Source organism: Streptacidiphilus cavernicola (genome assembly GCF_042510955.1).
GTDB classification, from domain to species: Bacteria; Actinomycetota; Actinomycetes; order Streptomycetales; family Streptomycetaceae; genus Streptacidiphilus; species Streptacidiphilus cavernicola.
Genome location: NZ_JBHFAB010000012.1, coordinates 61,799 through 81,727, shown reverse-complemented (window position 1 = coordinate 81,727; position 19,929 = coordinate 61,799). Strand labels below are relative to the sequence as shown.

Sequence of the window (19,929 nt, the reverse complement as noted above, 5' to 3'; positions counted from 1 at the left end):
CTTCGGGGGAGGAACACCGAATGGACAGGCCCAGCTACGACGCGGTGCTGTGCGACCTCGACGGAGTGATCCGGTTCTACGACCACACCGAGGTGCACGCGCTGGAACGCGCCGCCGGGCTGCCCGAGGGCAGCACCGCCGAGGTCGCGTTCGCGCCGGAGGCCGACCTGCCGCTGCTGCTCGGCCGGATCAGCAGGGACGACTGGGTGGACGCGATCGCCCGCGGCCTGGCCGGACGGACGTCCGCGGAGCAGGCACGCGCACTCGCGCAGGCGTTCGGCTACGCGCCGTCCTGGGCGGACGCCGAGGCGGTGGCGCTGCTCCGGCAGGCCAGGGAGCGGACGCCGGTGGTGCTCGTCACCAACGCGACCACCTGGCTGGACGGCGACCTCGCCCTGCTCGGCCTGGACGACCTCGCCGACGCCGTGGTCAACAGCTCCCGCGTCGGCGTCGCCAAGCCGGACCCGCGGATCTACCGGATCGCCGCGGCCGAGGCCGGGGTCCCGCCGGAGCGCTGCCTGTTCGTGGACGACAACGAGGCCAACGTCGAGGCGGCCCGTGCGCTGGGGATGACCGGGGTGGTCCACACCGACCCCTCCGACCTGCGGCGCGCGCTGGCTGGCTAACGTTGTCGCGATGACCAGGGACCGCACAGCCGCAACCGCCGACGCCGCGGGCCCTGCCACCGGAGCCCACCCCGAGCGCACCGACGCGTCCCCGTCCCCGTCCCTGCCCCCGGGGCGGATACCCGTCCGACGCCTCGCCGCAGGCGTCGCCGGGTACGCGGCGGTGCGGGCGCTCGGGCTGCTGGCGCTGCTGCTGTACGGGCAGGCCCGGCACCGTTCGATGATGTTCCGGCTCGGCAGCGCCTGGGACGCGGGCTGGTACGTGCGGATCGTGCACACCGGCTACACCGTCTCCAACGGGCTGATCGGCAAGGACGGCATCCCCTACTCGCCGCGGGCGTTCTTCCCGCTGTTCCCGGCCCTGGCCGAACCGCTGCACCGGCTGCTGCCGCTCACCGCGGGCGGCGCGCTGGTCCTGGTCGCGACCGTCGCCGGGCTGGTCGCCGCGGCCGGGGTCTACGCCTGCGGCGCGTACTGCCACGGGCACCGGGCCGGGGTGGTCGCCGCGGTGCTGTGGGGGGTGCTGCCGCTGGCCGCGATCGAGAACATGGCCTACTCGGAGTCGCTGTTCACCGCGTTCGCCGCCTGGACCCTGTACGCGGCGCTGACCCGGCGCTGGCTGACCGCCGGAGCCCTGTCCGTCCTGGCCGGGCTGACCAGGCCGACCGCGATGGTGCTCACCGCCGCCGTCGCGGTCGCCGCGGCGACCGAACTCGCCCGCTGCCGCCGGGACGGCGACGGCGACACCCCGTGGTGGCGTCCGCTGGTCGCCGTGCTGCTGGCACCGCTGGGCTGGGTCGGCTACATGCTCTGGACCGGCTGGAAGGTCGGCTCCTGGACCGGCTACTTCCACATCCAGGACGCCTGGGGCTCCAGCTTCGACGGCGGGGCCTCGGCCGTCCGCCGGCTGCTCCACCTGATCGCCGGGACGCCGACCCACCCCGCCGCGGCCACCCCGCTGACCGGCGCCGCGCAGCACACGCCGCACATCGCCGCCGCCGTCTCGGCCCTGACCACGGTGGTGATGGCGGTGACGCTGCTGGCCTGCCTCGCCCTGTTCGTCCTCGCGGTACGGGGCCGACAGCCGCTGGTGCTGCTGGTCTACAGCGGCGCGCTGCTGGTGCTCGACCTGGGCAACTCCTCGTCCAGCCCGCCGCTGGCCCGCTTCCTGCTGCCCGCGTTCCCGCTGCTGTTCCCGCTGGCAGCACGGCTGGCGGGCCACCGACCCCACCCGCGAAGGCTGCCGAACGCGGTGCCCACCGCCGTGCTGCCCACCGCCGTGCTGGGCGGCTCCGCGCTGCTCTCCGCGCTGTACGGGATCGTCGTGGTCTTCCTCGCCGCCGCCCCGTCCTGACCGCGCACGACGCCCTCACCCCGATTTAGCCCGATTTACACCTTCTGGTACTTACGCAGCGTCAGAAAGGCCGCCACGGAGGTCAGCCCGATGCCGATCACCAGCATCAGCGGCATCACCCGGAACACCGGGCCCCAGCCGATGAAGTTGATCAGGGTCACCTGCGAGCTGAGGAACCGGTCGATCAGCAGGTACTTTCCGAGCGCCAGCAGCCCCGACGCCAGCACCGAGCCGACCACCGCCGCGAACACCACCTCGGCGATGAACGGCACCTGGACGTAGAAGTTGGACGCGCCGACCAGGCGCATGATCCCGGTCTCCCGCCTGCGGCTGAACGCCGAGACCCGGACCGTGTTGACGATCAGCAGCAGCGTCACCGCCAGCATGATGCCCATCACCACCAGCGCCACCACCTGCGCCCCGTTGAGCAGCCGGAACAGCGGCTTCAGCACCTGGCTCTGGTCCTCGCCGTAGGTCACCCCGGGCATCCCGCTGACCTGTTCGGTGATCTCCACGTACTGCCGGGAGTCCTTGAGCTTGACCTCCAGCGCACCGCCGAAGGCGTCGGTGTTGACATAGGGGAGCAGCGGCGAGTTTGCGAACTCCTTCTTGTACTCAGCCAGTTGATCCTCCGGCTTGAGCTGGTAGATCTTCTGGACCAGCCCGGTCTTCTCCAACTGCTGCCGCGCGGTGTCGATCTGATCCGTCGTCGCCGGGCCCGAGGCGCAGTTCTTGTACTTCGGGTTCGCCACGTCGTCCTTGGCACAGAAGTACACCGAGACCTCGACCCGGGAGGCCCAGTACCCCTGCATGGCGCCCACCTGGTCCCGCAGCAGCAGGGCCGCCCCGGCGAGGGCGAGCGAGAGCGCGACGCTGATGACGACGGCGACGGTCATCGTGAGATTTCGGCGCAAGCCGACGGCTATCTCGGCAAGGATGAACTGCGCGCGCATGACGTCCCGTCGGATCGAGGGCAGGGCCGGTAACAGCGGCCCAGTGTAGGCGGAAGCCTGTTCGACCCATGGGGCCAGCCGAACCTTCGCACACAATTCTCAGCCTCCGGCAGCGGGACCGGCCGGGAACCGACCCGTCGGCGCACACGCCGAAGGGCCGGCACGCGTCATGCGTACCGGCCCTTCGGGAGCCCGGTGTCAGTCCTCGGAGGAGTCGCCCTCGGGGGCGTCGCCGTCCTCGGTGTCCCCGTCCTCGGTGTCGACGTCCTTGGCCAGGCCGAGGCGGTCGGCCAGCCAGGCGTCGAAGCTGACGGCGGCCTGGGTCCAGTTGGCCGTCATGGCGACGAAGTAGTTGATGTTGACGCCCATGCCGACGATCATCTGCGCCTCGCCGATGACCCGGACCACGCCGTCGTCGTGGGTGTGCGTGTAGACCTTCGGCCACAGGGTCTCGCGGTTCCACTCGTCCAGGGCTTCGAGCAGCTCCTGCTTGGACTCGATCGGGTGCGCGCGGTCGTAGAAGGCGCGGACCGCGAACAGCTCCTTCTGCTCGCCGCGGAACATGTAGTACACGCGGAAGCCGTCCCAGGGGGCGAGCAGGTCGCCCTCCTCGTCCACCGCGTGCTTCAGCTCCATCTGGCCGAGGAGCTGGATCACCAGGTCCTGGTCGGGGATGACCACCGGCGGCGGGCCTTCGTCACCCGTCGACTGCGGCGGCTGCTGCGGCGCCCCGAAGGAGGGGATGGAAGACGGGTCGATGCTCATGATGGGCCGAGTTTCCCTTCGAATGGACTTACCGGCACCATCCTGCCTCATGCCCGCGCCAAGGCGAAGCCGTCCCCACAGACACGCGGACCACGGTCAACCGGGGGGGTTGCGGGGCAACCGGAGGACGCGGGGGGTGACGGGGGACGCGGGCGCGGGACGCGAGCGCGGGACGCGGGCGCAGTGAGGCGGGACGCGGGACGCGGGCGCAGTGAGGCGGGACGCGGGACGCGGGCGCAGTGAGGCGGGACGCGGGGCGCGGGCGCGCGGAGTGCCAAGGCGGGGACGGTAAGACGGGTGCGGTGAGGCGGGCGCGGGACGCGAGCGCGCGGAGCGGCAAGGCGGCGCGGGACGCGAGCGCGGGACGCGGGGACGGTAAGACGGGTGCGGGGCGCGGAGCGGCGAGGGGGCGCGGGAACGGGGACGGTAAGACAGGCGCGGGGTGCGGGCGCGGGACGCGGAGTGCCAAGGCGGGCGCGGGACGCAGAGGCGGTGAGACGGGCGCGGGGCCCGGCCAGCGCTCCGCTCCCCCCGCGTAGTTGGCTGCAGTGCGCCGGAGGCGCGAGACGGCGAGGAGCCCGCGCTACGGCGAAGGCCGACCCCACCAAGCGCCCCGCCACCAAGCACCCCACCGCCGTGCGGTGCCGCCGCGCCCCGCCGCCGGGTGCGGCACCGCCGGGATGCGGTGCCGCCGTGCGGCGGCGGGCCAGAGCCCCGTACCGGGCGGGCCCCAGCCCAGCTCGGGCCACTGCAGGCTGCTGGCGGCTACCCTTCCCCGGGCCCCGGCTTCTCGAACGACGTCACACCCACGCCACCGTCATCCACACCACTCGCCTCCGACTCCCCCGGTTCCGGCGCCGCCGCAGGCGCCCCCGCCGGAGCGTTCTCCGCCCGCCCGACCGTAAGCCGGTCCGCTCCCCCCTCCGCGTCGACCTCGACCGTGTCGCCGTCGCGGACCTCGCCGGAGAGGATCTCGCGGGCCAGCTGGTCACCGATCGCGGACTGCACCAGCCGCCGCAGCGGCCTCGCCCCGTACGCCGGGTCGTACCCGGTCAGCGCCAGCCACTCCCGCGCCGCCGGGCTCACCGCCAGCGTCAGCCGCCGGTCGGCAAGCCGCTTCGCGAGCGACGCGACCTGCAGGTCGACGATCCGGGCCAGCTCGTCCGTCCCCAGCGGGTCGAACACCACGATGTCGTCGAGCCGGTTCAGAAACTCGGGCTTGAACGCCGTCCGCACGGTCTCCAGCACCCGGTCCCGCTTCGCGGCGTCGTCCAGCGCCGGGTCGATCAGCCACTGCGAGCCGAGGTTCGAGGTGAGGATCAGGATGGTGTTCCTGAAGTCCACCGTCCGCCCCTGACCGTCCGTCAACCGGCCGTCGTCCAGCACCTGGAGCAGGATGTCGAAGACCTCCGGGTGCGCCTTCTCCACCTCGTCCAGCAGCACCACCCCGTACGGACGGCGCCGGACCGCCTCGGTCAGCTGCCCGCCCTCCTCGTAGCCGACGTAGCCGGGGGGCGCCCCGACCAGCCGCGCCACGCTGTGCTTCTCGCTGTACTCGCTCATGTCGATCCGGACCATGGCCCGCTCGTCGTCGAACAGGAAGTCCGCGAGCGCCTTGGCCAGCTCGGTCTTGCCGACCCCGGTCGGCCCGAGGAACAGGAACGACCCGGTCGGCCGGTCCGGGTCGGAGATGCCGGAGCGCGAGCGCCGCACCGCGTCGGACACCGCCTGGACCGCAGTGGTCTGGCCGATCAGCCGCCGCCCCAGTTCCTCCTCCATCCGCAGCAGCTTCGCGGTCTCGCCCTCCAGCAGCCGCCCCGCCGGAATCCCGGTCCAGGAGGCGACCACGTCGGCCACATCGTCCGGGCCGACCTCCTCCTTGACCATGGACGCGCTGCTCGCCTCCGTCCGCGCGACGTCCTGCGCGGTCGCCAACTCCTGCTCGGCGGCCGGGATGTCGGCGTACATCAGCCGGGACGCGGTGGTGAAGTCTCCGTCGCGCTGCGCCCGCTCGGCGGTGCCGCGCAGGTCGTCCAGGCGCTCCTTCAGCTCGCCCACCTTGTTCAGGGTCGACTTCTCCGCCTGCCAGCGCGCGGTCAACCCGGCCAACTGCTCCTGCCGGTCGGCCAGATCGCGGCGCAGCCGATCCAACCGGTCGACCGACGCGGCGTCGGACTCCTTGGCGAGCGCCATCTCCTCCATCCGGAGCCGGTCGACGGCGCGCTGCAGCTCGTCGATCTCCACCGGAGAGGAGTCGATCTCCATCCGCAGCCGGGACGCGGCCTCGTCCACCAGGTCGATGGCCTTGTCCGGCAGGAAGCGGGAGGTGATGTAGCGGTGCGACAGCGTGGCCGCGGCGACCAGCGCGGCGTCCGCGATCTGCACCTTGTGGTGCGCCTCGTAGCGGGACTTCAGCCCGCGCAGGATGGCGACGGTGTCCTCGACCGACGGCTCACCGACCATGACCTGCTGGAACCGGCGCTCCAGGGCCGCGTCCTTCTCGATCCGCTCGCGGTACTCGTCCAACGTGGTCGCGCCGACCATCCGCAGCTCGCCGCGGGCCAGCATCGGCTTGAGCATGTTGCCGGCGTCCATCGCCGAGTCGCCGCCGGCGCCCGCGCCGACGAGCGTGTGCAGCTCGTCGATGAAGGTGATGACCTGCCCCTCGGACTGCTTGATGTCGGCGAGGACGGCCTTCAGCCGCTCCTCGAACTCGCCGCGGTACTTCGCCCCGGCGACCATCGCGCTGAGGTCCAGCGAGACCAGCCGCTTGCCGCGGAGCGACTCCGGCACGTCCCCGGCGACGATGCGCTGGGCCAGGCCCTCCACCACCGCGGTCTTGCCGACGCCGGGCTCGCCGATCAGCACCGGATTGTTCTTGGTCCGGCGGGACAGCACCTGCACCACCCGGCGGATCTCCTGGTCCCGGCCGATGACCGGGTCCAGCTTGCCGTCGCGGGCGGCCTGGGTGAGGTCGGCGCCGTACTTCTCCAGCGCCTTGTAGGTGCCCTCGGGGTCGGCGGAGGTGACCCGCGCACTGCCCCTGACCTCCTTGAACGCCGCCAGCAGGGCCTTGGCGGTGGCGCCCTCGGCCTTGAGCGCGTCGGCCACCGAGCCGCCCTCGGCGGCGAGGCCGACCAGCAGGTGCTCGGTGGAGACGAAGGCGTCGTCCAGGTCGGCGGCGCGGGCGGCGGCCTCGTTCAGGGTGTTCACGGTCTGCCGGGCCAGCTGCGGCGCCGACACCGTGGAGCCCTGCGCCGAGGGCAGCGCGGCAGCCTGGCGCTGGACGGCGGAGCGGAGCCGCACCGGGTCGGCGCCGACGGCCTCCAGCAGCGGGCGGGCGATGCCCTCCGGCTGCTCCAGCAGAGCGAGCAGCAGGTGCACCGGGGTGACATCGGGATTGCCTGCGCTCGACGCCTGCCGAATCGCGGCCGACAGGGCTTCCTGTGCCTTGGTGGTGAGCTTGCTCGCGTCCACGCTGGGGTGTCCTCCTGTGCTCGTGGTCGGGCCTACGCGGAGTATGTGCCTCTATCAGCATGACATAAGTTGAGTCTATTCCACTCAACCTGACGGGCGCGGCCCGACCAGCCCCCGCCCAGCTGCCCACCTCAGCCGTGCTCCTCCGCGTGCATGTGGTCCACGCACACCGCGATGCAGAGCAGCAGCGGAATGTCCGCGTCGTCCTCGACCTGGATGCCGTAGGTGTCCCGGATGGAGAACCACTTCTTGCTCACCTTGGCGAGCCGACGGCCGTGCTCGTCCTCGATCTCGAACTCGTGGTCGAGGAAGTCACCGCTGACCTCCCACTCGCGACCGTCCTCAAGATGGGCCTCGTACTTGTCGCGGAACGGGGTGAACAGCTTCTTCTTGACGGTGGCGATGGTGTCGCCGTTGCGCTCGATCTTCATCGCCTCGCGGACGGTGACGATCTTCTTCTTGATCACCGCGACCTCGACGCCGTTGGCGTCCTTGAGCTCGAACGTGTCAGAGATCCGCAGCACCTTGCCGTCGACGAGGAATGCCTTGTCGCCGTGCTCGGTGGTGATCCAGTGGTCGTCGCCGACCGAGAACATCCGCTCACGCATCAGGAACTTCATGACGTACCGCCTCCGGGGTCTCGTCCTACACCGGATAGGACGATTCCCCCCGGAGCCTAGTTCCTGACGGTCCCTCCGCCCACGCGCTACGCGCCACGACCGCGGCCCCGTTGGCGTGACAGCCCGCCATGATCCGGTGCCTGGTTCAGCGGTGGACGGCGGCCACCCGGGCACGCAGGTCCACATCAGCGATGGTCTCGATGCCTCGCCAGGACGAGTCTGTGACCTCCTCTGCCTGGAGCTCAGCCACGTCGCTCACCGTGGTGAACATAAACCGGAAGTCGATGTGCAGGTGAGCGTCCTCCCCCTTGTCCTCGTTGGCGGGGATGGGGTGCACGTCGATATGAACCGGCACATCGGAGACGGGGGTGACGTTCTCCGGACAGATGCCGGTCTCCTCCTCCAGCTCGCGCAGTGCCGCGTGCATGAGGTTCGGGTCGTCGTCCTCGACGTGCCCGCCGGGCAGGAGCCACTTGTCCAGGGCGAGGTGGTGGATGAACAGGACCCGGCCGCTGGGGTTCGTCAACACCGCACCGGCGGTGACATGGCCGCGGTACTCCTTGCGGTTGGTGAGGTCGTCCACCTCCTCCAAGAGGACCAGGGGGACGGACATTGCGGGGCCGTCCTGCGGATGCCCTTCCAGGTAGGCGGCGATGGTCTCGCGGATGTGGTCGGACGTGATGGGCATGCGGATCACCTGCTGAAGTAGTTGAGCCATGTCGCCGCGATGGCCGCACGGTCTTCGGACGGGACTTCGTGGATACCAGGATCGAGGTTGCCCCGCGTCAACTGGCTCAGCGCCGCGATGATTTCGGCCTGGACCAGGAAGATGAACGGACCGACGCTCGCGCCGTGCAGGAAGTTGACGGCGTTGCCGCCGTTGAGTAGATAGAAGTAGTGACCCGTGGTCTGGTAGCGGGTCACGTAGTCGCCGGCCGTCGCACGGGCGTACACCTCGGGCAGGCCCGCAAGCTCGAGCTCATCCTCGCTGCTGGTGACCGTCGCCACGTAGGCGCCGTTCCGCAGGTGCGGGAAGTCCTCTCCGTGCAGGGACACAGCACCCGTGGCGCAGAGAACCAGGCCCGCGCCGGTCAACGCACTCTCGCGGTCGCGTGCCACCGCGAAGCCCTGGGCGAGCGCCTGGGTGCGGCGGACGGGATCGATGTCGTAGACGGTGACCTGAACCCCTTTGACATGCAGCAGCCGGGCGATGGACGAGCCGAGCTTGCCGAATCCGATCACCAGCGCGCTGCGGCCATGGAGGATGTCGCCGCGCCCGCGCATCAACGCCTCCGTGGAGAAGACCACCGACTGACCGACGAGGAAGTCCTCCGGGTCCTTCAGCGGGGAGCGGGCCACGGACACCACTGGGCACGGCAGCTTGTCCAGTTCTGCGTACCGGCGGTGACCGTTCTCGGTGTCCTCCACGACGCCCAGGAGTCGGCCGCTGAACCGGGCCGCGACCTCGGCCAGCGCCGGCGCGAAGTAGCCACCCACGTCCAGGAGGACGACGGACTCCCCAGCGGCGTGCGTCTCCAGGTAGTCGATGGCGGCGTCGGCGTCCGCGAAGAGATCACGGGTGAGCGTGTCGCAGGGCACCGTCTGCTCTATCTCGCGTCGCACGCCGGGGTGGATCGACTTGGGCTTCGGCAGCACCGCGCGAAGCTGCGATGCCTGGGCGACCGCACGAACGAAGCAGGGCCGCTCTGGCAGCAGGTGCGTGATCAGGAAGCTGGTGACGGGACTCTCCGCCGGGAACTGCGCCGTGACCCTTGCGAAGTAGGCGTCGAGCCTTGCTCGTTCAAAGGACTCCATGGTGCTCCCTCGGTGGCAGTGGCGGGGTCTCTGACCCGGTGGCCGAGTTGTGGTCGTCACCCAAGCGGCCGACAACCAGTGAACTCAGCCGAAGCTGCGGGCGGTATACATCCGCGCACGTAGAGTGGTATACGCGGTTTACAGCTTCAGCGCAGAGGGGCGGCGATGGCAGCGCAGAGAACGCCCAACCACCCTCTTAGGCAAGCTATTTCAGCCACCAGGTGGACTTACGAGGCGCTCGCCTCTGCCGTGCGACGCGTAGCAGCTGAGAACGGCGACGTGCTGCGCACGAACAAGTCCGCCGTGTCCCACTGGGTGGCCGGCGCAGAGCCCTCGGGTCAGGTGAGCCACTACATCGCCGAGGCGATGTCCCGGCGAGCGGGCCGACGGATGACCCTGGCAGAACTCGGCTTCGCCACCCCCGAGGAATCCCTGGCCACGAGCAGCGACCCCGTCGAAGCGGCAGCCAACCTGGGCCGCGCCGATGTCGAGCGCCGCCACTTCCTCGCCGTGGCGGCGTTCACCACGGTCGGAGTGGCGATGCCCCTGACCTACGACCCCGAGCCCGTCTCCCGTCTCCTGCGCGCTCGCACCGGCTCGGTACAGGTCGGCCGGGAGGAGATCGAGGTCATCCGACGGATCACCGCAGTGTTCGGCGCGGCTGACGAACTGCTGGGCGGAGGCCACGGCCTGACAACCGTCAGCGCCTACCTCGCCGACACCGCCGCCCCCATGCTCAGCGGGCGCTACCGCGACGAGCAGACCCGCCGGGAAGCATTCGGTGCCGTCGCCGAGCTGACGTACCTCGCCGGTTGGAAGCACCACGACTTGGGCCAGGAGGGCGCGGCCCAGCACTACTACCAGGTGGGTTACCAATTGGCGTGCGAAGCAGACCCCCACGGGCATGCCGGGTGGATGATGCGGGCCCTCGCCCACCAAGCCCTCAGCCTCAAGCAGCCCCGCAACTGCGCCGCACTTGTCGAGAACGCCCTGAACCGCAGTCTCGGCCACGTGGACGGCACCACCGAAGCGCTGCTTCACATCACCCACGCCCGAGCATTCGCCGCCACAGGCGAGAAGCCCGCGGCAGCCCGGAGTCTGCTTGCCGCCGAGAACGCGCTGACCCGACAGGCCGACCCCCAGCCCAGCTTCTCCCTGGCGAGCGGGCCAGCAGCGGGAACGGTCGCCAGTCATACCGCCCGGACCCTTACCGACCTGGGCGACCACGCCGGCACCGAGAAGCAGCACCGCGCCGCACTGCTGCGATGGGACGCGGAGAAGTACAAACGCGTGCACGCATTGACGTACGCGGACCTCGGTGACAGCCTCGCCGCCCAAGCCCGCGCGGACGAGGCCGTCGCCACCTGGAGCAGCGCCCTGGACCTCATGGACGGCGTGACCTCGGACCGCACCCAGAAGGCCGTCTCAGCCATGCGGCCGGTGCTGGCGACCTACCGTAGACGCCGTGTACCAGGAGCAGCCGACCTCGAACGCCGCATCCGCGACGCCCTGACCTGACCTGCCACCCCAGCCGCCAAAGGAATCCGCAGTGGTCCAGCCCACGACAGAGCAACCCACCACGCTCCCCCCTGCGACCGAGTCGATGACCCTGTTGGTCGCCGCCGTCATCGTGCACGACCTGGACAACCGGCGGGTCGTGCTCCTCCAACGCGGACCCAGGGCCAAGTTTGCCCAGGGCAAGTGGGACCTCCCCGTCGGCAAAAGCGAACCGGGCGAGTCGATCACCGAAACCGCCGTCCGCGAGCTCAAGGAGGAGACCGGCCTGACCGTTGACGCTGACGCCCTCCGCTTGGTCCACGTCATCCACGGCGCACGCGGAGTCGAGTCCCCCAACGGCTTTCTCACCGTCGTCTTCGCCGCCCACGAGTGGTCCGGTGAACTGACCAACAACGAGCCCGCCAAGCACGCGCAGGTGGCCTGGGTGGACGTGGATGCCATTCCGGAGCTGTTCGTCCCCACCACGGCCGCCGCCCTGCACCGCTACCTGACCGGCGGCCCGAGCGTCTCCACCGATTCCTGGACCGAGCAGCACAAGACAGACGGCCGCTGACCGTTTGGACTGGTCAGGGGCCGCTACAAGCAGAGACCCGAAATAACTGCACCGCCCGATGAGGTTGGATACAGGTATGGCTACACGTGCACGGGTACGCGCCCCCGAACTGGTCGGTGCTGGTGGTTGGCTCAATACCGGCGGTAGGGACCTCACTCTCGGCGATCTTCGGGGGAAGATCGTCCTGCTCGACTTCTGGACCTTCTGCTGCATCAACTGCCTGCACGTCCTGGACGAGCTGCGGGAGTTGGAGGAGAAGCACCGGGACACGCTGGTGATTGTCGGGGTGCACTCGCCGAAGTTCGTGCACGAGGCCGAGCACCAGGCAGTGGTGGACGCCGTGGCGCGGTACGACGTGGCGCACCCGGTGCTGGACGACCCAGAGCTGGCGACCTGGAAGCAGTACGCCGTGCGGGCCTGGCCGACACTGGTCGTGGTCGACCCCGAGGGCTATGTGGTGGCCCAGCACGCCGGCGAGGGCCATGCCCACGCCATCGCCGCGCTGGTGGCGGAGCTGGAGGCGGAGCACGCCGGCAAGGGGACGCTGCGCCGCGGCGACAGCCCGTATGTGCCGCCGGCCGCCGAGCCCGGGGCGCTGCGCTTCCCGGGGAAGGCGGTACGGCTGCCGCACGGCGGCTACCTGGTCGCGGACTCGGGCCACCACTCGCTGGTCGAGCTGGCCGAGGACGGGGAGACCGTGCTGCGGCGGATCGGCGACGGCGAGCGCGGGCTGGTCGACGGCGCGCCGGGGCAGGCGCGGTTCAGCGAGCCGCAGGGGCTGACGCTGCTCCCGGAGGGCGGCGACGTGATCGTCGCGGACACCGTGAACCACGCGCTGCGCCGGGTGGAGCTGGCCTCGGGCCAGGTCAGCACGGTCGCCGGGACCGGGCGGCAGTGGTGGCAGAACTTCCCCACCGCGGGCCCGGCCCGCGAGGTGGACCTGTCGTCGCCGTGGGACGTGGCCTGGTTCGACGGGCAGGTCTGGATCGCCATGGCGGGCACGCACCAGCTGTGGACCTACGACCCGGCGACGGAGACCGTGGCCGTCGCCGCCGGAACCACCAACGAGGGCCTGGTGGACGGTCCGGTCGCGGAGGCCTGGTTCGCCCAGCCGTCCGGCCTGGCCGCGACCGAGGACCGGCTCTGGGTCGCGGACTCGGAAACTTCAGCCATTCGCTATGTTTCACGTGAAACACGCACGGTGACCACCGCCGTCGGCACCGGCCTGTTCGACTTCGGCCACCGCGACGGCGACGCCGCGCAGGCGCTGCTGCAGCATCCGCTCGGGGTGACCGCGCTGCCTGACGGCTCGATCGCGATTGCCGACACCTACAACCACGCACTGCGCCGCTACGACCCGGCGAGCGGTCAGGTCAGCACCCTGGCCACGGATCTGCGCGAGCCCAGCGGCGCGGTGGTCACCGACGGTGACATCGTGGTGGTGGAGTCGGCCCGGCACCGGCTCACCCGGCTCCGGCTACCCGAGGAGGCGGTCCAGGTCGAGGCCGCCGCGCATCGCACCCGGCGACCGGCCACCGAGGTCGCGCCCGGGGCGCTCCAGTTGGATGTGATCTTCACACCCCCGGCCGGGCAGAAGCTGGACGAGAGCTACGGCCCGGCCACCCGGCTGCTGGTCAGCGCGACGCCCCCGGAACTGCTGCTGGACGGCGGCGGCGCCGACACCGCGCTCAGCCGCGGGCTCCGGCTGGACCCGGCGGTCGGCGCGGGGGTGCTGCACATCAGCGCGATGGCGGCGAGCTGCGACGACGACCCGGCGATCGAGTACCCGACCTGCCACGTCCACCAGCAGGACTGGGGCGTCCCGGTGCGGCTGGTGGACGGGGCGACGGACCGGCTGCCGTTGGTCCTGGCCGGGATGGACGAGTAGCGAGGGCCGGGGTTGGGGGCTCGGGGGGCTGAGCCGGGGCCCGGAGCCAGAGCCAGGACCGGTGCCCGGGGCCCCGGGGCCGGAGTTCGACGCCGGGAGCCCGAGCCCCGGAACAGGCCCCCGAGCCCCCAACCCCGGCCCGGGTGCCCCCGCCCCGCCCGGGTGCTCCCGCCCCCGGTCAGCCCTCGAGGAATGCCTTCAGCGCTGCTGCAAGCAGGAACGGGTCGTCCGCGCCGCACAGTTCGCGGGAGGAGTGCATCGACAGCGCGGCGATGCCGCAGTCGACCGTGGCGATCCCCAGCCGGGCCGCCGTGATCGGGCCGATCGTCGTGCCGCAGGGCATCGCGTTGTTGGAGACGAAGGTCTGCCACGGCACCCCGGCCCGCTCGCAGGCCGCCGCGAAGACCGCGCGGCCGACCCCGTTGGTGGCGTAGCGGTTGTTGACGTTGACCTTGAGGATCGGGCCGCCGTTCGGCAACGGGCGGTGGCCCGGCTCGTGCCGCTCGCTGTAGTTGGGGTGCACCGCGTGGCCCATGTCCGAGGACAGGCAGACCGTCCCGGCCAGGGCGCGGGCCCGGTCCTCCAGGGTGCCGCCGCGGGCGAAGACCGAGCGCTCCAGCGCCGTCCCGAGCAGCGGGCCCTGCGCGCCGGTGTCGGACTCGCTGCCGTTCTCCTCGTGGTCGAACCCGGCGAACACCGGGATGTACGGGAGGTCCGCCCCGCCCGTGGCAGCCGCCGCCAGCGCGGCCGTGGCCGCGTGCACCGAGAGCAGGTTGTCCAGCCGCGGCGCGGCCAGCAGCTCGCGGTCGCGGCCCAGGTAGGACGGCGGCTGGATGTCATGGACCATCAGGTCCCAGCCGGCCACCTGCCTGGGGTCGAGCCCGGCGGCCTCCGCGACGTAGCCGATCAGCGAGCCCTCGTCCGGCTGCCCCAGACCCCAGATCGGGGTGAGGTGCCGCTGCTTGTCCAGTGCCAGGCCGTCGTTGACGCCGCGGTCCAGGTGGATCGCCAGCTGCGGGACCCGCAGCAGCGGCTCGTCCAGCTGCACCAGCCGGGCACTGCCGTCGCGCAGGGCCAGCCGGCCGGAGAGGCCGAGGTCGCGGTCGAGCCAGGTGTTCAGCGGCACGCCGCCGTAGATCTCCACCGCGACCTGCCGCCAGCCGGCCGCGCCGGTGTCCGGGATCGGCTTGACCCGCAGGTTGGGCGAGTCGGTGTGGGTGCCGACGATCCGGAACGGGGTGGCCGGGGTGGTGCCCTCGGGGGTGTACCAGGCGATCATCGCTCCGCCGCGGATCAGGTAGCGGCCACCGGGGGTCGCCTCCCACACCGCCGTCTCCTCGACCTGCCGGAAGCCAGCCTTCTCCAGTCGCTCCGCGGCACTGGCCACCGCGTGGTACGGCGACGGGCTGGCCCGCAGGAAGGCGATGAGGTCGTCGGTGTGGCTGCGGTCGAAGGCGACGCGGCCCGCGCCGGCTGCGCTGGTCAATGCTGCTCCAGGGGTGAGGGGGGTCCCGGGACGGGACGGAGCCGGACGGGTCCAGGGCTCCGTGATCTCCATGGTCTCGGTGATCGGGGAGCCCGCGGGCTCCGATGCGTCCGAGCCTACGCCCGGCCCGGCGCCCGACCCGTCAGTAGCCCGAGAGCCGCCGCTGCCGGTATATGCGCTTCCCGGTTCCTTGTCGGACATCTGTACGTCGAATCCCGGTCACCGCCGGGTCGGCCGCCGGGTCGGCCACCGCGCGGGAACGCCCGAGGGCCCCGGGCGCACTGCGCCCGGGGCCCTCGGCGGGGACTGCGAAGGGACTGCGGAAGGACGGTTCAGAACGCCTCGACCGGCAGGTCCATGATCGCGTTGTCGATGCCCTCGGCGATCAGCCGCTGCGCGTGCACCGTCGGCAGCACGGTCCGGCTGAAGAAGCGCGCCGCCGCGACCTTGCCCTGGTAGAACGCGGTGTCCTTGGCCGAGGCACCGCCCTCGGCCAGCTTGGCCTGGGCCACCGCGGCCTGGCGCAGCAGCAGCCAGCCGATCACCACGTCGCCGGAGACCAGCAGCAGCCGGCTGGTGTTCTGACCGACCTTGTACATGTTGCGGGTGTCGGTCTCGACCGAGGCGAGCTGGTTCAGCATCGCGCCGACGATGGCCTCCAGGTCCCCGGCCGAGGCGGCGAGCTGCTCCCGCTCGTCGGCCAGGTCGTCGCCGCCGAGGCCGTTGGCGATGGACTTCTGGATCTGCTCGGACAGCGCGGTCAGCGCCTGGCCCTGGTCCTTGACGATCTTCCGGAAGAAGAAGTCCTGGCCCTGGATCGCGGTGGTGCCCTCGTACAGGGTGTCGATCTTGGCGTCCCGGATGTACTGCTCGACCGGGTACTCCTGCAGGTAGCCGGAGCCGCCGAAGGTCTGCAGCGACTGGGCCAGCTGCTCGTAGGACTTCTCCGAGCCGTAGCCCTTGACGATCGGCAGCAGCAGGTCGTTCAGCCGCTCGGCCGCGTCCGCGGACTCGCCGCGGGACTTCAGCAGCTGGATCTCGTCCTGGACGCTCGCGGTGTACAGCACCAGCGCGCGCATGCCCTCGGTGTACGCCTTCTGCGTCAGCAGCGAGCGGCGGACGTCCGGGTGGTGGGTGATGGTGACCCGGGGGGCCGCCTTGTCCAGGAACTCGGCCAGGTCCGGGCCCTGCACCCGCTCCTTGGCGTACTCCAGCGCGTTCAGGTAGCCGGTGGAGAGGGTGGCGATGGCCTTGGTGCCGACCATCATCCGGGCGAACTCGATGATCCGGAACATCTGCCGGATGCCGTCGTGCTTCTCGCCGAGCAGCCAGCCCTTGGCCGGGCGGTCGGCGCCGAAGGTCATCTCGCAGGTGTTGGAGGCCTTGAGCCCCATCTTGTGCTCGACGTTGGTGGCGTAGGCGCCGTTGCGCTCGCCCAGCTCGCCGGTCTCCCAGTCGAAGTCGTACTTCGGCACGATGAAGAGGGACAGGCCCTTGGTGCCGGGTCCGGCGCCCTCGGGGCGGGCCAGCACCAGGTGGATGATGTTCTCGGACATGTCGTGCTCGCCCGAGGTGATGAAGCGCTTGACGCCCTCGATGTGCCAGGTGCCGTCGGCCTGCTGGACCGCCTTGGTGCGGCCGGCGCCGACGTCGGAGCCCGCGTCCGGCTCGGTGAGCACCATGGTCGCGCCCCAGCCCTTGTCGGCCATCAGCTTGGCGACCTTGAGCTGCTCCTCGGTGCCCTCGTCGGCGACGACGCCGGCGAAGGCCGGGCCGGAGGAGTACATCCAGATCGCCGGGTTGGCGCCGAGCACCATCTCCGCGTACGCCCAGATCAGGCTGTTGGGGGTGGGGGTGCCGCCGATGGACTCCGGGATGCCGAGGCGCCACCACTCGGCGTCCATGTAGGCGTGGTAGCTCTTCTTGAAGGTCTCCGGCACCGGGGCCGTGTTGGTCGCCGGGTCGAACACCGGCGGGTTGCGGTCCGCGTCGGCGAAGGAGGCGGCGAGCTCGTTCTCGGCCAGGCGGGATATCTCGGCCAGGATGCTCTTGGCCGTCTCCACGTCCATGTCCGCGAAGGGACCGCTGCCGTAGACCTCGTCGCGGCCGAGCACCTCGAAGAGGTTGAACTCGAGGTCGCGCAGGTTGGACTTGTAGTGACCCATCGAACTTCTCCGGTCATCGCGTCGGTAGGTGCCGGGATCATAATGCTACCCGTAGGTAACTTAATTCAACCCCACTGGGCCGTCAGGGTGGCTGTGAACTCGATAACCTTGGGCACGTGTACGGCTACGAGCAGACGACGAACGGCGCCGGACCCGGCTACCAGGGCGGCCCGTACCAGCAGGGGCCCCAGCCCGGAACGGGCCAGGGGATGGGCCCCGGCATGCCCGGGGCCGACATGGGCGGCTACGGGCCGCAGCAGCCGCAGCCCCCGCTCTACCCGGAGCCCTCGCCGCCCTCGCTCGCCGACGCGGTCCGCGCCTTCACCTCCGGCGGGCTGCCGGTCGAGGACTTCCAGTCGATCTTCATCACTTCCAAGGTGTACTGCCCGCGCGGCGAGCGGCCGGGCTTCCTGGCGCTGCACAACACCCCGCAGCCGGTGATCCCGATGTTCAGCTCGCTCAAGGAACTGCGCCGCTACGCGGGCAAGGAGTCCAAGTACTTCACCGTCACCGGCGCCGAGGTGCTGGACCTGCTGCCGACCGGCTACGGCTTCGCGATGGACATGGAGGGCGAGCACCGGATGGTGTTCGACGCCAAGGCCGTGGAGCAGATGGTCGACTTCACCATGCGGAGGATGTACGGCTGACCCGGCCCGGTGGGGTCTGGTTGAAACTTCAACTTGCTATCGGTTGACGCATCAACTAATCTCGGTGCTGTCGGCAGAGCCTGCCGCCACGCATCGAGGAGGTCGTCATGCCTGCTGTGACCGTCGAGAATCCGCTGGCCCTGCCCCGCATCGCCAGCGCGGCCGAGGGCGCCGAGTCCCGCCGCGTGGTCCAGGTGTCCACCGCGCCGAGCGGCTTCGAGGGCGAGGGCTTCCCGGTCCGCCGCGCCTTCGCGGGCATCGACTACAAGCGGCTCGACCCGTTCATCATGATGGATCAGATGGGCGAGGTGGACTACCAGGCGGGCGAGCCCAAGGGCACCCCGTGGCACCCGCACCGGGGCTTCGAGACCGTCACCTACCTGATCGACGGCACGTTCGTCCACCAGGACTCGCACGGCGGCGGCGGTGTGATCACCGACGGCGACACCCAGTGGATGACCGCGGGCTCGGGCCTGCTGCACATCGAGGCCCCGCCGGAGTCGCTGGTCATGAGCGGCGGACTGTTCCACGGGCTCCAGCTCTGGGTCAACCTCCCGGCCGCGGACAAGATGATCGCGCCGAAGTACCAGGACATCCGCGGCGGCAACGTCAAGCTGCTGGCGTCCGCGGACGGCGGGGCGCTGGTCCGGCTGATCGCCGGAGAGATCGCGGGCCACCAGGGCCCGGGGGCGACGCACACGCCGATCACCATGATCCATGCGTCGGTCAACCCCGGCGCCGAGATCACCATCCCCTGGCGGGCGGACTTCAACGCACTCGCCTACGGGCTGGCCGGCAGCGGCTCGGCGGGCCAGGAGGGCCGACCGTTCCGGATGGGGCAGGCGGTCGTGTTCGGCCACGGCGAGTCGCTCACCATCCGCGCCGACGCGGTCCAGGACTCCCGGAGCGAGAACTTCGAGGTGGTTCTGCTCGGCGGGCAGCCGATCCGTGAGCCGATGCTGCAGTACGGGCCGTTCGTGATGAACACCCACGCCGAACTGGCCCAGGCCTTCGACGACTTCCAGGCCGGACGACTGGGGACGGTTCCGACCGGAGCCTGAGTCATCTGGCTCTGCCTGTTCGTCCGGCTGGCGTCAGGGCATCCGGGCGTAGAGGACGGTCGCGTCGTCGCGGACCTTGCCGCGCGGCCAGCGGGTGCAGTCGGCGTCCTCGGCCTCCACCTGGCGCACCCGGCGCAGCAGTTCGGCCGGGCCCTGGTCGTCCAGCAGGGCCAGTGCGTCCGGCCAGCTGCCCAGGTCGAAGCGTTCGACGTAGCGCGAGGCCCCGTCCGACAGCGCGGCCAGCGAGCGGAGTTCGGCCAGCGGGACCGAGCCGGTCTCCGCGTGCTCGGCCGCCTTGGGCAGGGCCGCGGCGATCCACGGCCCGCGCCCGGTGTTCCTGGCGGCGCGCACGGCCAGCGCGTAGCGCATGTGCAGGGCCGCGCGCTCCGGCGTGCCCGGGGGTGTGGCGTGCACCTCGCGGCGCAACGAAGCCCCGGCCGGGAAGGGCTGGTTGTCGCCGACCACGCCGACCGTGCCGAAACGATCCAGCACCAGCAGCGCGTCCCCCAGCACCAGGTACTGCAGCGCGGGCCCGTGCCGGCGGACCGCGACCACCATCGCGGCGGGGGTGTTGGGGTGCGCCAGGTCGCAGCGCGCCCCGTGCAGCGACGCGGTCTCGGCGATGGCGTCGCTGAGGCACTGCGCCATGGTCCGGTCCGGCCGGTCGACCATCCTGGCCAGCAGGTGCACGCCGAGCCGGCGCGCGTACCAGGCCGTCCCGTGCTCGCAGCCGGACTCCATCGCCGCAGGCGAACTCGAACCGTCCAGCAGCACCAGGGCCTCCGGCGTCGCCGCCGCGTAGTCCTCGCTCACCCGGTCCGGGCGCTGCGACTCCCCCGCCATCTCCACCCGCATGGCCACCAGTGTGCGCGCGGGACCCGGTCCGGGACAGGGCTTCGACTCCGTTGTCCCCCGCAGCGGTGGCCCGGCTGCCACTGCCGTTCGATCCGGTGCGCGGGCCTCGATCTCATCTCAACTCGGCGGCGAACCTGCCGGGCGCC

Annotated in this window: 16 protein-coding genes; 7 read left to right on the top strand and 9 right to left on the bottom strand. The window is 71.2% G+C overall.

Going from position 1 to position 19,929, the window contains the following annotated elements:
* Positions 1–20: 20 nt before the first annotated feature.
* Both ACEZDE_RS17515 and ACEZDE_RS17510 read left to right on the top strand, forming a co-directional pair.
* Complete coding sequence (locus ACEZDE_RS17515) at positions 21–626, top strand: HAD family hydrolase (RefSeq protein ID WP_380537221.1); 606 nt, start codon at positions 21–23, stop codon at positions 624–626.
* Positions 627–636: 10 nt separating this feature from the next.
* Entirely contained in the window at positions 637–1,980 is a 1,344-nt protein-coding gene (locus ACEZDE_RS17510; protein WP_380537220.1) for a hypothetical protein, read from the top strand.
* A 35-nt stretch (positions 1,981–2,015) separates the two neighbouring features.
* Here ACEZDE_RS17510 and ftsX read toward each other — a convergent pair whose 3' ends face one another.
* The 6 genes from ftsX to ACEZDE_RS17480 all read right to left on the bottom strand — a co-directional run bounded on the left by ftsX (position 2,016) and on the right by ACEZDE_RS17480 (position 9,610).
* Positions 2,016–2,933, bottom strand: coding sequence for a permease-like cell division protein FtsX (gene ftsX / locus ACEZDE_RS17505; protein ID WP_380537219.1), 918 nt, complete (start codon positions 2,931–2,933; stop codon positions 2,016–2,018).
* Positions 2,934–3,131: 198 nt separating this feature from the next.
* Positions 3,132–3,698, bottom strand: a complete 567-nt coding sequence (locus ACEZDE_RS17500) for a type III secretion system chaperone family protein (RefSeq protein ID WP_380537218.1) — start codon at positions 3,696–3,698, stop codon at positions 3,132–3,134.
* A 765-nt stretch (positions 3,699–4,463) separates the two neighbouring features.
* Positions 4,464–7,175, bottom strand: a complete 2,712-nt coding sequence (gene clpB / locus ACEZDE_RS17495; protein ID WP_380537217.1) for an ATP-dependent chaperone ClpB — start codon at positions 7,173–7,175, stop codon at positions 4,464–4,466.
* Positions 7,176–7,306: 131 nt separating this feature from the next.
* Positions 7,307–7,795 carry an LURP-one-related/scramblase family protein gene (locus ACEZDE_RS17490; RefSeq protein ID WP_380537216.1) on the bottom strand — a complete coding sequence of 163 codons (489 nt, stop codon included), beginning with the start codon at positions 7,793–7,795 and terminating at the stop codon, positions 7,307–7,309.
* A 145-nt stretch (positions 7,796–7,940) separates the two neighbouring features.
* Entirely contained in the window at positions 7,941–8,483 is a 543-nt protein-coding gene (locus ACEZDE_RS17485; RefSeq protein ID WP_380537215.1) for an NUDIX hydrolase, read from the bottom strand.
* A 5-nt stretch (positions 8,484–8,488) separates the two neighbouring features.
* A complete protein-coding gene (locus ACEZDE_RS17480) occupies positions 8,489–9,610 on the bottom strand; it encodes an adenosylhomocysteinase (protein ID WP_380537214.1) in 1,122 nt (373 codons plus the stop codon).
* A gap of 165 nt (positions 9,611–9,775) precedes the next feature.
* Here ACEZDE_RS17480 and ACEZDE_RS17475 point away from each other — a divergent pair, with 165 nt between their 5' ends.
* From ACEZDE_RS17475 to ACEZDE_RS17465, 3 genes are all read left to right on the top strand, one after another.
* Positions 9,776–11,128 carry a tetratricopeptide repeat protein gene (locus ACEZDE_RS17475; protein ID WP_380537213.1) on the top strand — a complete coding sequence of 451 codons (1,353 nt, stop codon included), beginning with the start codon at positions 9,776–9,778 and terminating at the stop codon, positions 11,126–11,128.
* 85 nt (positions 11,129–11,213) lie between these two features.
* Positions 11,214–11,681 (top strand): NUDIX domain-containing protein, encoded by a 468-nt coding sequence (locus ACEZDE_RS17470; protein WP_380537212.1) that lies wholly within the window; start codon positions 11,214–11,216, stop codon positions 11,679–11,681.
* Positions 11,682–11,757: 76 nt separating this feature from the next.
* Complete coding sequence (locus ACEZDE_RS17465) at positions 11,758–13,569, top strand: NHL domain-containing thioredoxin family protein (RefSeq protein ID WP_380537211.1); 1,812 nt, start codon at positions 11,758–11,760, stop codon at positions 13,567–13,569.
* Between the two features lie 178 nt (positions 13,570–13,747).
* Here the strand turns inward: ACEZDE_RS17465 and ACEZDE_RS17460 are convergent, their stop codons facing one another.
* Together ACEZDE_RS17460 and ACEZDE_RS17455 are read right to left on the bottom strand one after the other, a co-directional pair.
* Positions 13,748–15,055: a M18 family aminopeptidase gene (locus ACEZDE_RS17460; protein WP_380537210.1), complete on the bottom strand. Its 1,308-nt coding sequence runs from the start codon at positions 15,053–15,055 to the stop codon at positions 13,748–13,750.
* Positions 15,056–15,387: 332 nt separating this feature from the next.
* Complete coding sequence (locus ACEZDE_RS17455; protein WP_380537209.1) at positions 15,388–17,220, bottom strand: acyl-CoA dehydrogenase; 1,833 nt, start codon at positions 17,218–17,220, stop codon at positions 15,388–15,390.
* Between the two features lie 116 nt (positions 17,221–17,336).
* Here ACEZDE_RS17455 and ACEZDE_RS17450 point away from each other — a divergent pair, with 116 nt between their 5' ends.
* On the top strand, positions 17,337–17,867 hold the full coding sequence (locus ACEZDE_RS17450) for an SseB family protein (protein WP_380537208.1): 531 nt from the start codon (positions 17,337–17,339) through the stop codon (positions 17,865–17,867).
* Positions 17,868–17,974: 107 nt separating this feature from the next.
* The gene (locus tag ACEZDE_RS17445) at positions 17,975–18,928 is read left to right on the top strand and encodes a pirin family protein (protein ID WP_380537207.1); all 954 of its coding nucleotides are present in this window, start codon (positions 17,975–17,977) and stop codon (positions 18,926–18,928) included.
* A gap of 33 nt (positions 18,929–18,961) precedes the next feature.
* Here ACEZDE_RS17445 and ACEZDE_RS17440 read toward each other — a convergent pair whose 3' ends face one another.
* Positions 18,962–19,783, bottom strand: a complete 822-nt coding sequence (locus ACEZDE_RS17440) for an integrase (RefSeq protein WP_380537206.1) — start codon at positions 19,781–19,783, stop codon at positions 18,962–18,964.
* Between the last annotated feature and the right edge of the window lie 146 nt (positions 19,784–19,929).

Excerpts from the sequence above, each read along its gene's own strand:
- ACEZDE_RS17515 (WP_380537221.1), top strand. The coding sequence starts at position 21 with ATGGACAGGCCCAGCTACGACGCGGTGCTGTGCGACCTCGACGGAGTG.
- ACEZDE_RS17510 (WP_380537220.1), top strand. The coding sequence starts at position 637 with ATGACCAGGGACCGCACAGCCGCAACCGCCGACGCCGCGGGCCCTGCC.
- ftsX (WP_380537219.1), bottom strand. The coding sequence starts at position 2,933 with ATGCGCGCGCAGTTCATCCTTGCCGAGATAGCCGTCGGCTTGCGCCGA.
- ACEZDE_RS17500 (WP_380537218.1), bottom strand. The coding sequence starts at position 3,698 with ATGAGCATCGACCCGTCTTCCATCCCCTCCTTCGGGGCGCCGCAGCAG.
- ACEZDE_RS17490 (WP_380537216.1), bottom strand. The coding sequence starts at position 7,795 with ATGAAGTTCCTGATGCGTGAGCGGATGTTCTCGGTCGGCGACGACCAC.
- ACEZDE_RS17485 (WP_380537215.1), bottom strand. The coding sequence starts at position 8,483 with ATGCCCATCACGTCCGACCACATCCGCGAGACCATCGCCGCCTACCTG.
- ACEZDE_RS17480 (WP_380537214.1), bottom strand. The coding sequence starts at position 9,610 with ATGGAGTCCTTTGAACGAGCAAGGCTCGACGCCTACTTCGCAAGGGTC.
- ACEZDE_RS17475 (WP_380537213.1), top strand. The coding sequence starts at position 9,776 with ATGGCAGCGCAGAGAACGCCCAACCACCCTCTTAGGCAAGCTATTTCA.
- ACEZDE_RS17470 (WP_380537212.1), top strand. The coding sequence starts at position 11,214 with ATGACCCTGTTGGTCGCCGCCGTCATCGTGCACGACCTGGACAACCGG.
- ACEZDE_RS17465 (WP_380537211.1), top strand. The coding sequence starts at position 11,758 with ATGGCTACACGTGCACGGGTACGCGCCCCCGAACTGGTCGGTGCTGGT.
- ACEZDE_RS17455 (WP_380537209.1), bottom strand. The coding sequence starts at position 17,220 with ATGGGTCACTACAAGTCCAACCTGCGCGACCTCGAGTTCAACCTCTTC.
- ACEZDE_RS17445 (WP_380537207.1), top strand. The coding sequence starts at position 17,975 with ATGCCTGCTGTGACCGTCGAGAATCCGCTGGCCCTGCCCCGCATCGCC.
- ACEZDE_RS17440 (WP_380537206.1), bottom strand. The coding sequence starts at position 19,783 with ATGCGGGTGGAGATGGCGGGGGAGTCGCAGCGCCCGGACCGGGTGAGC.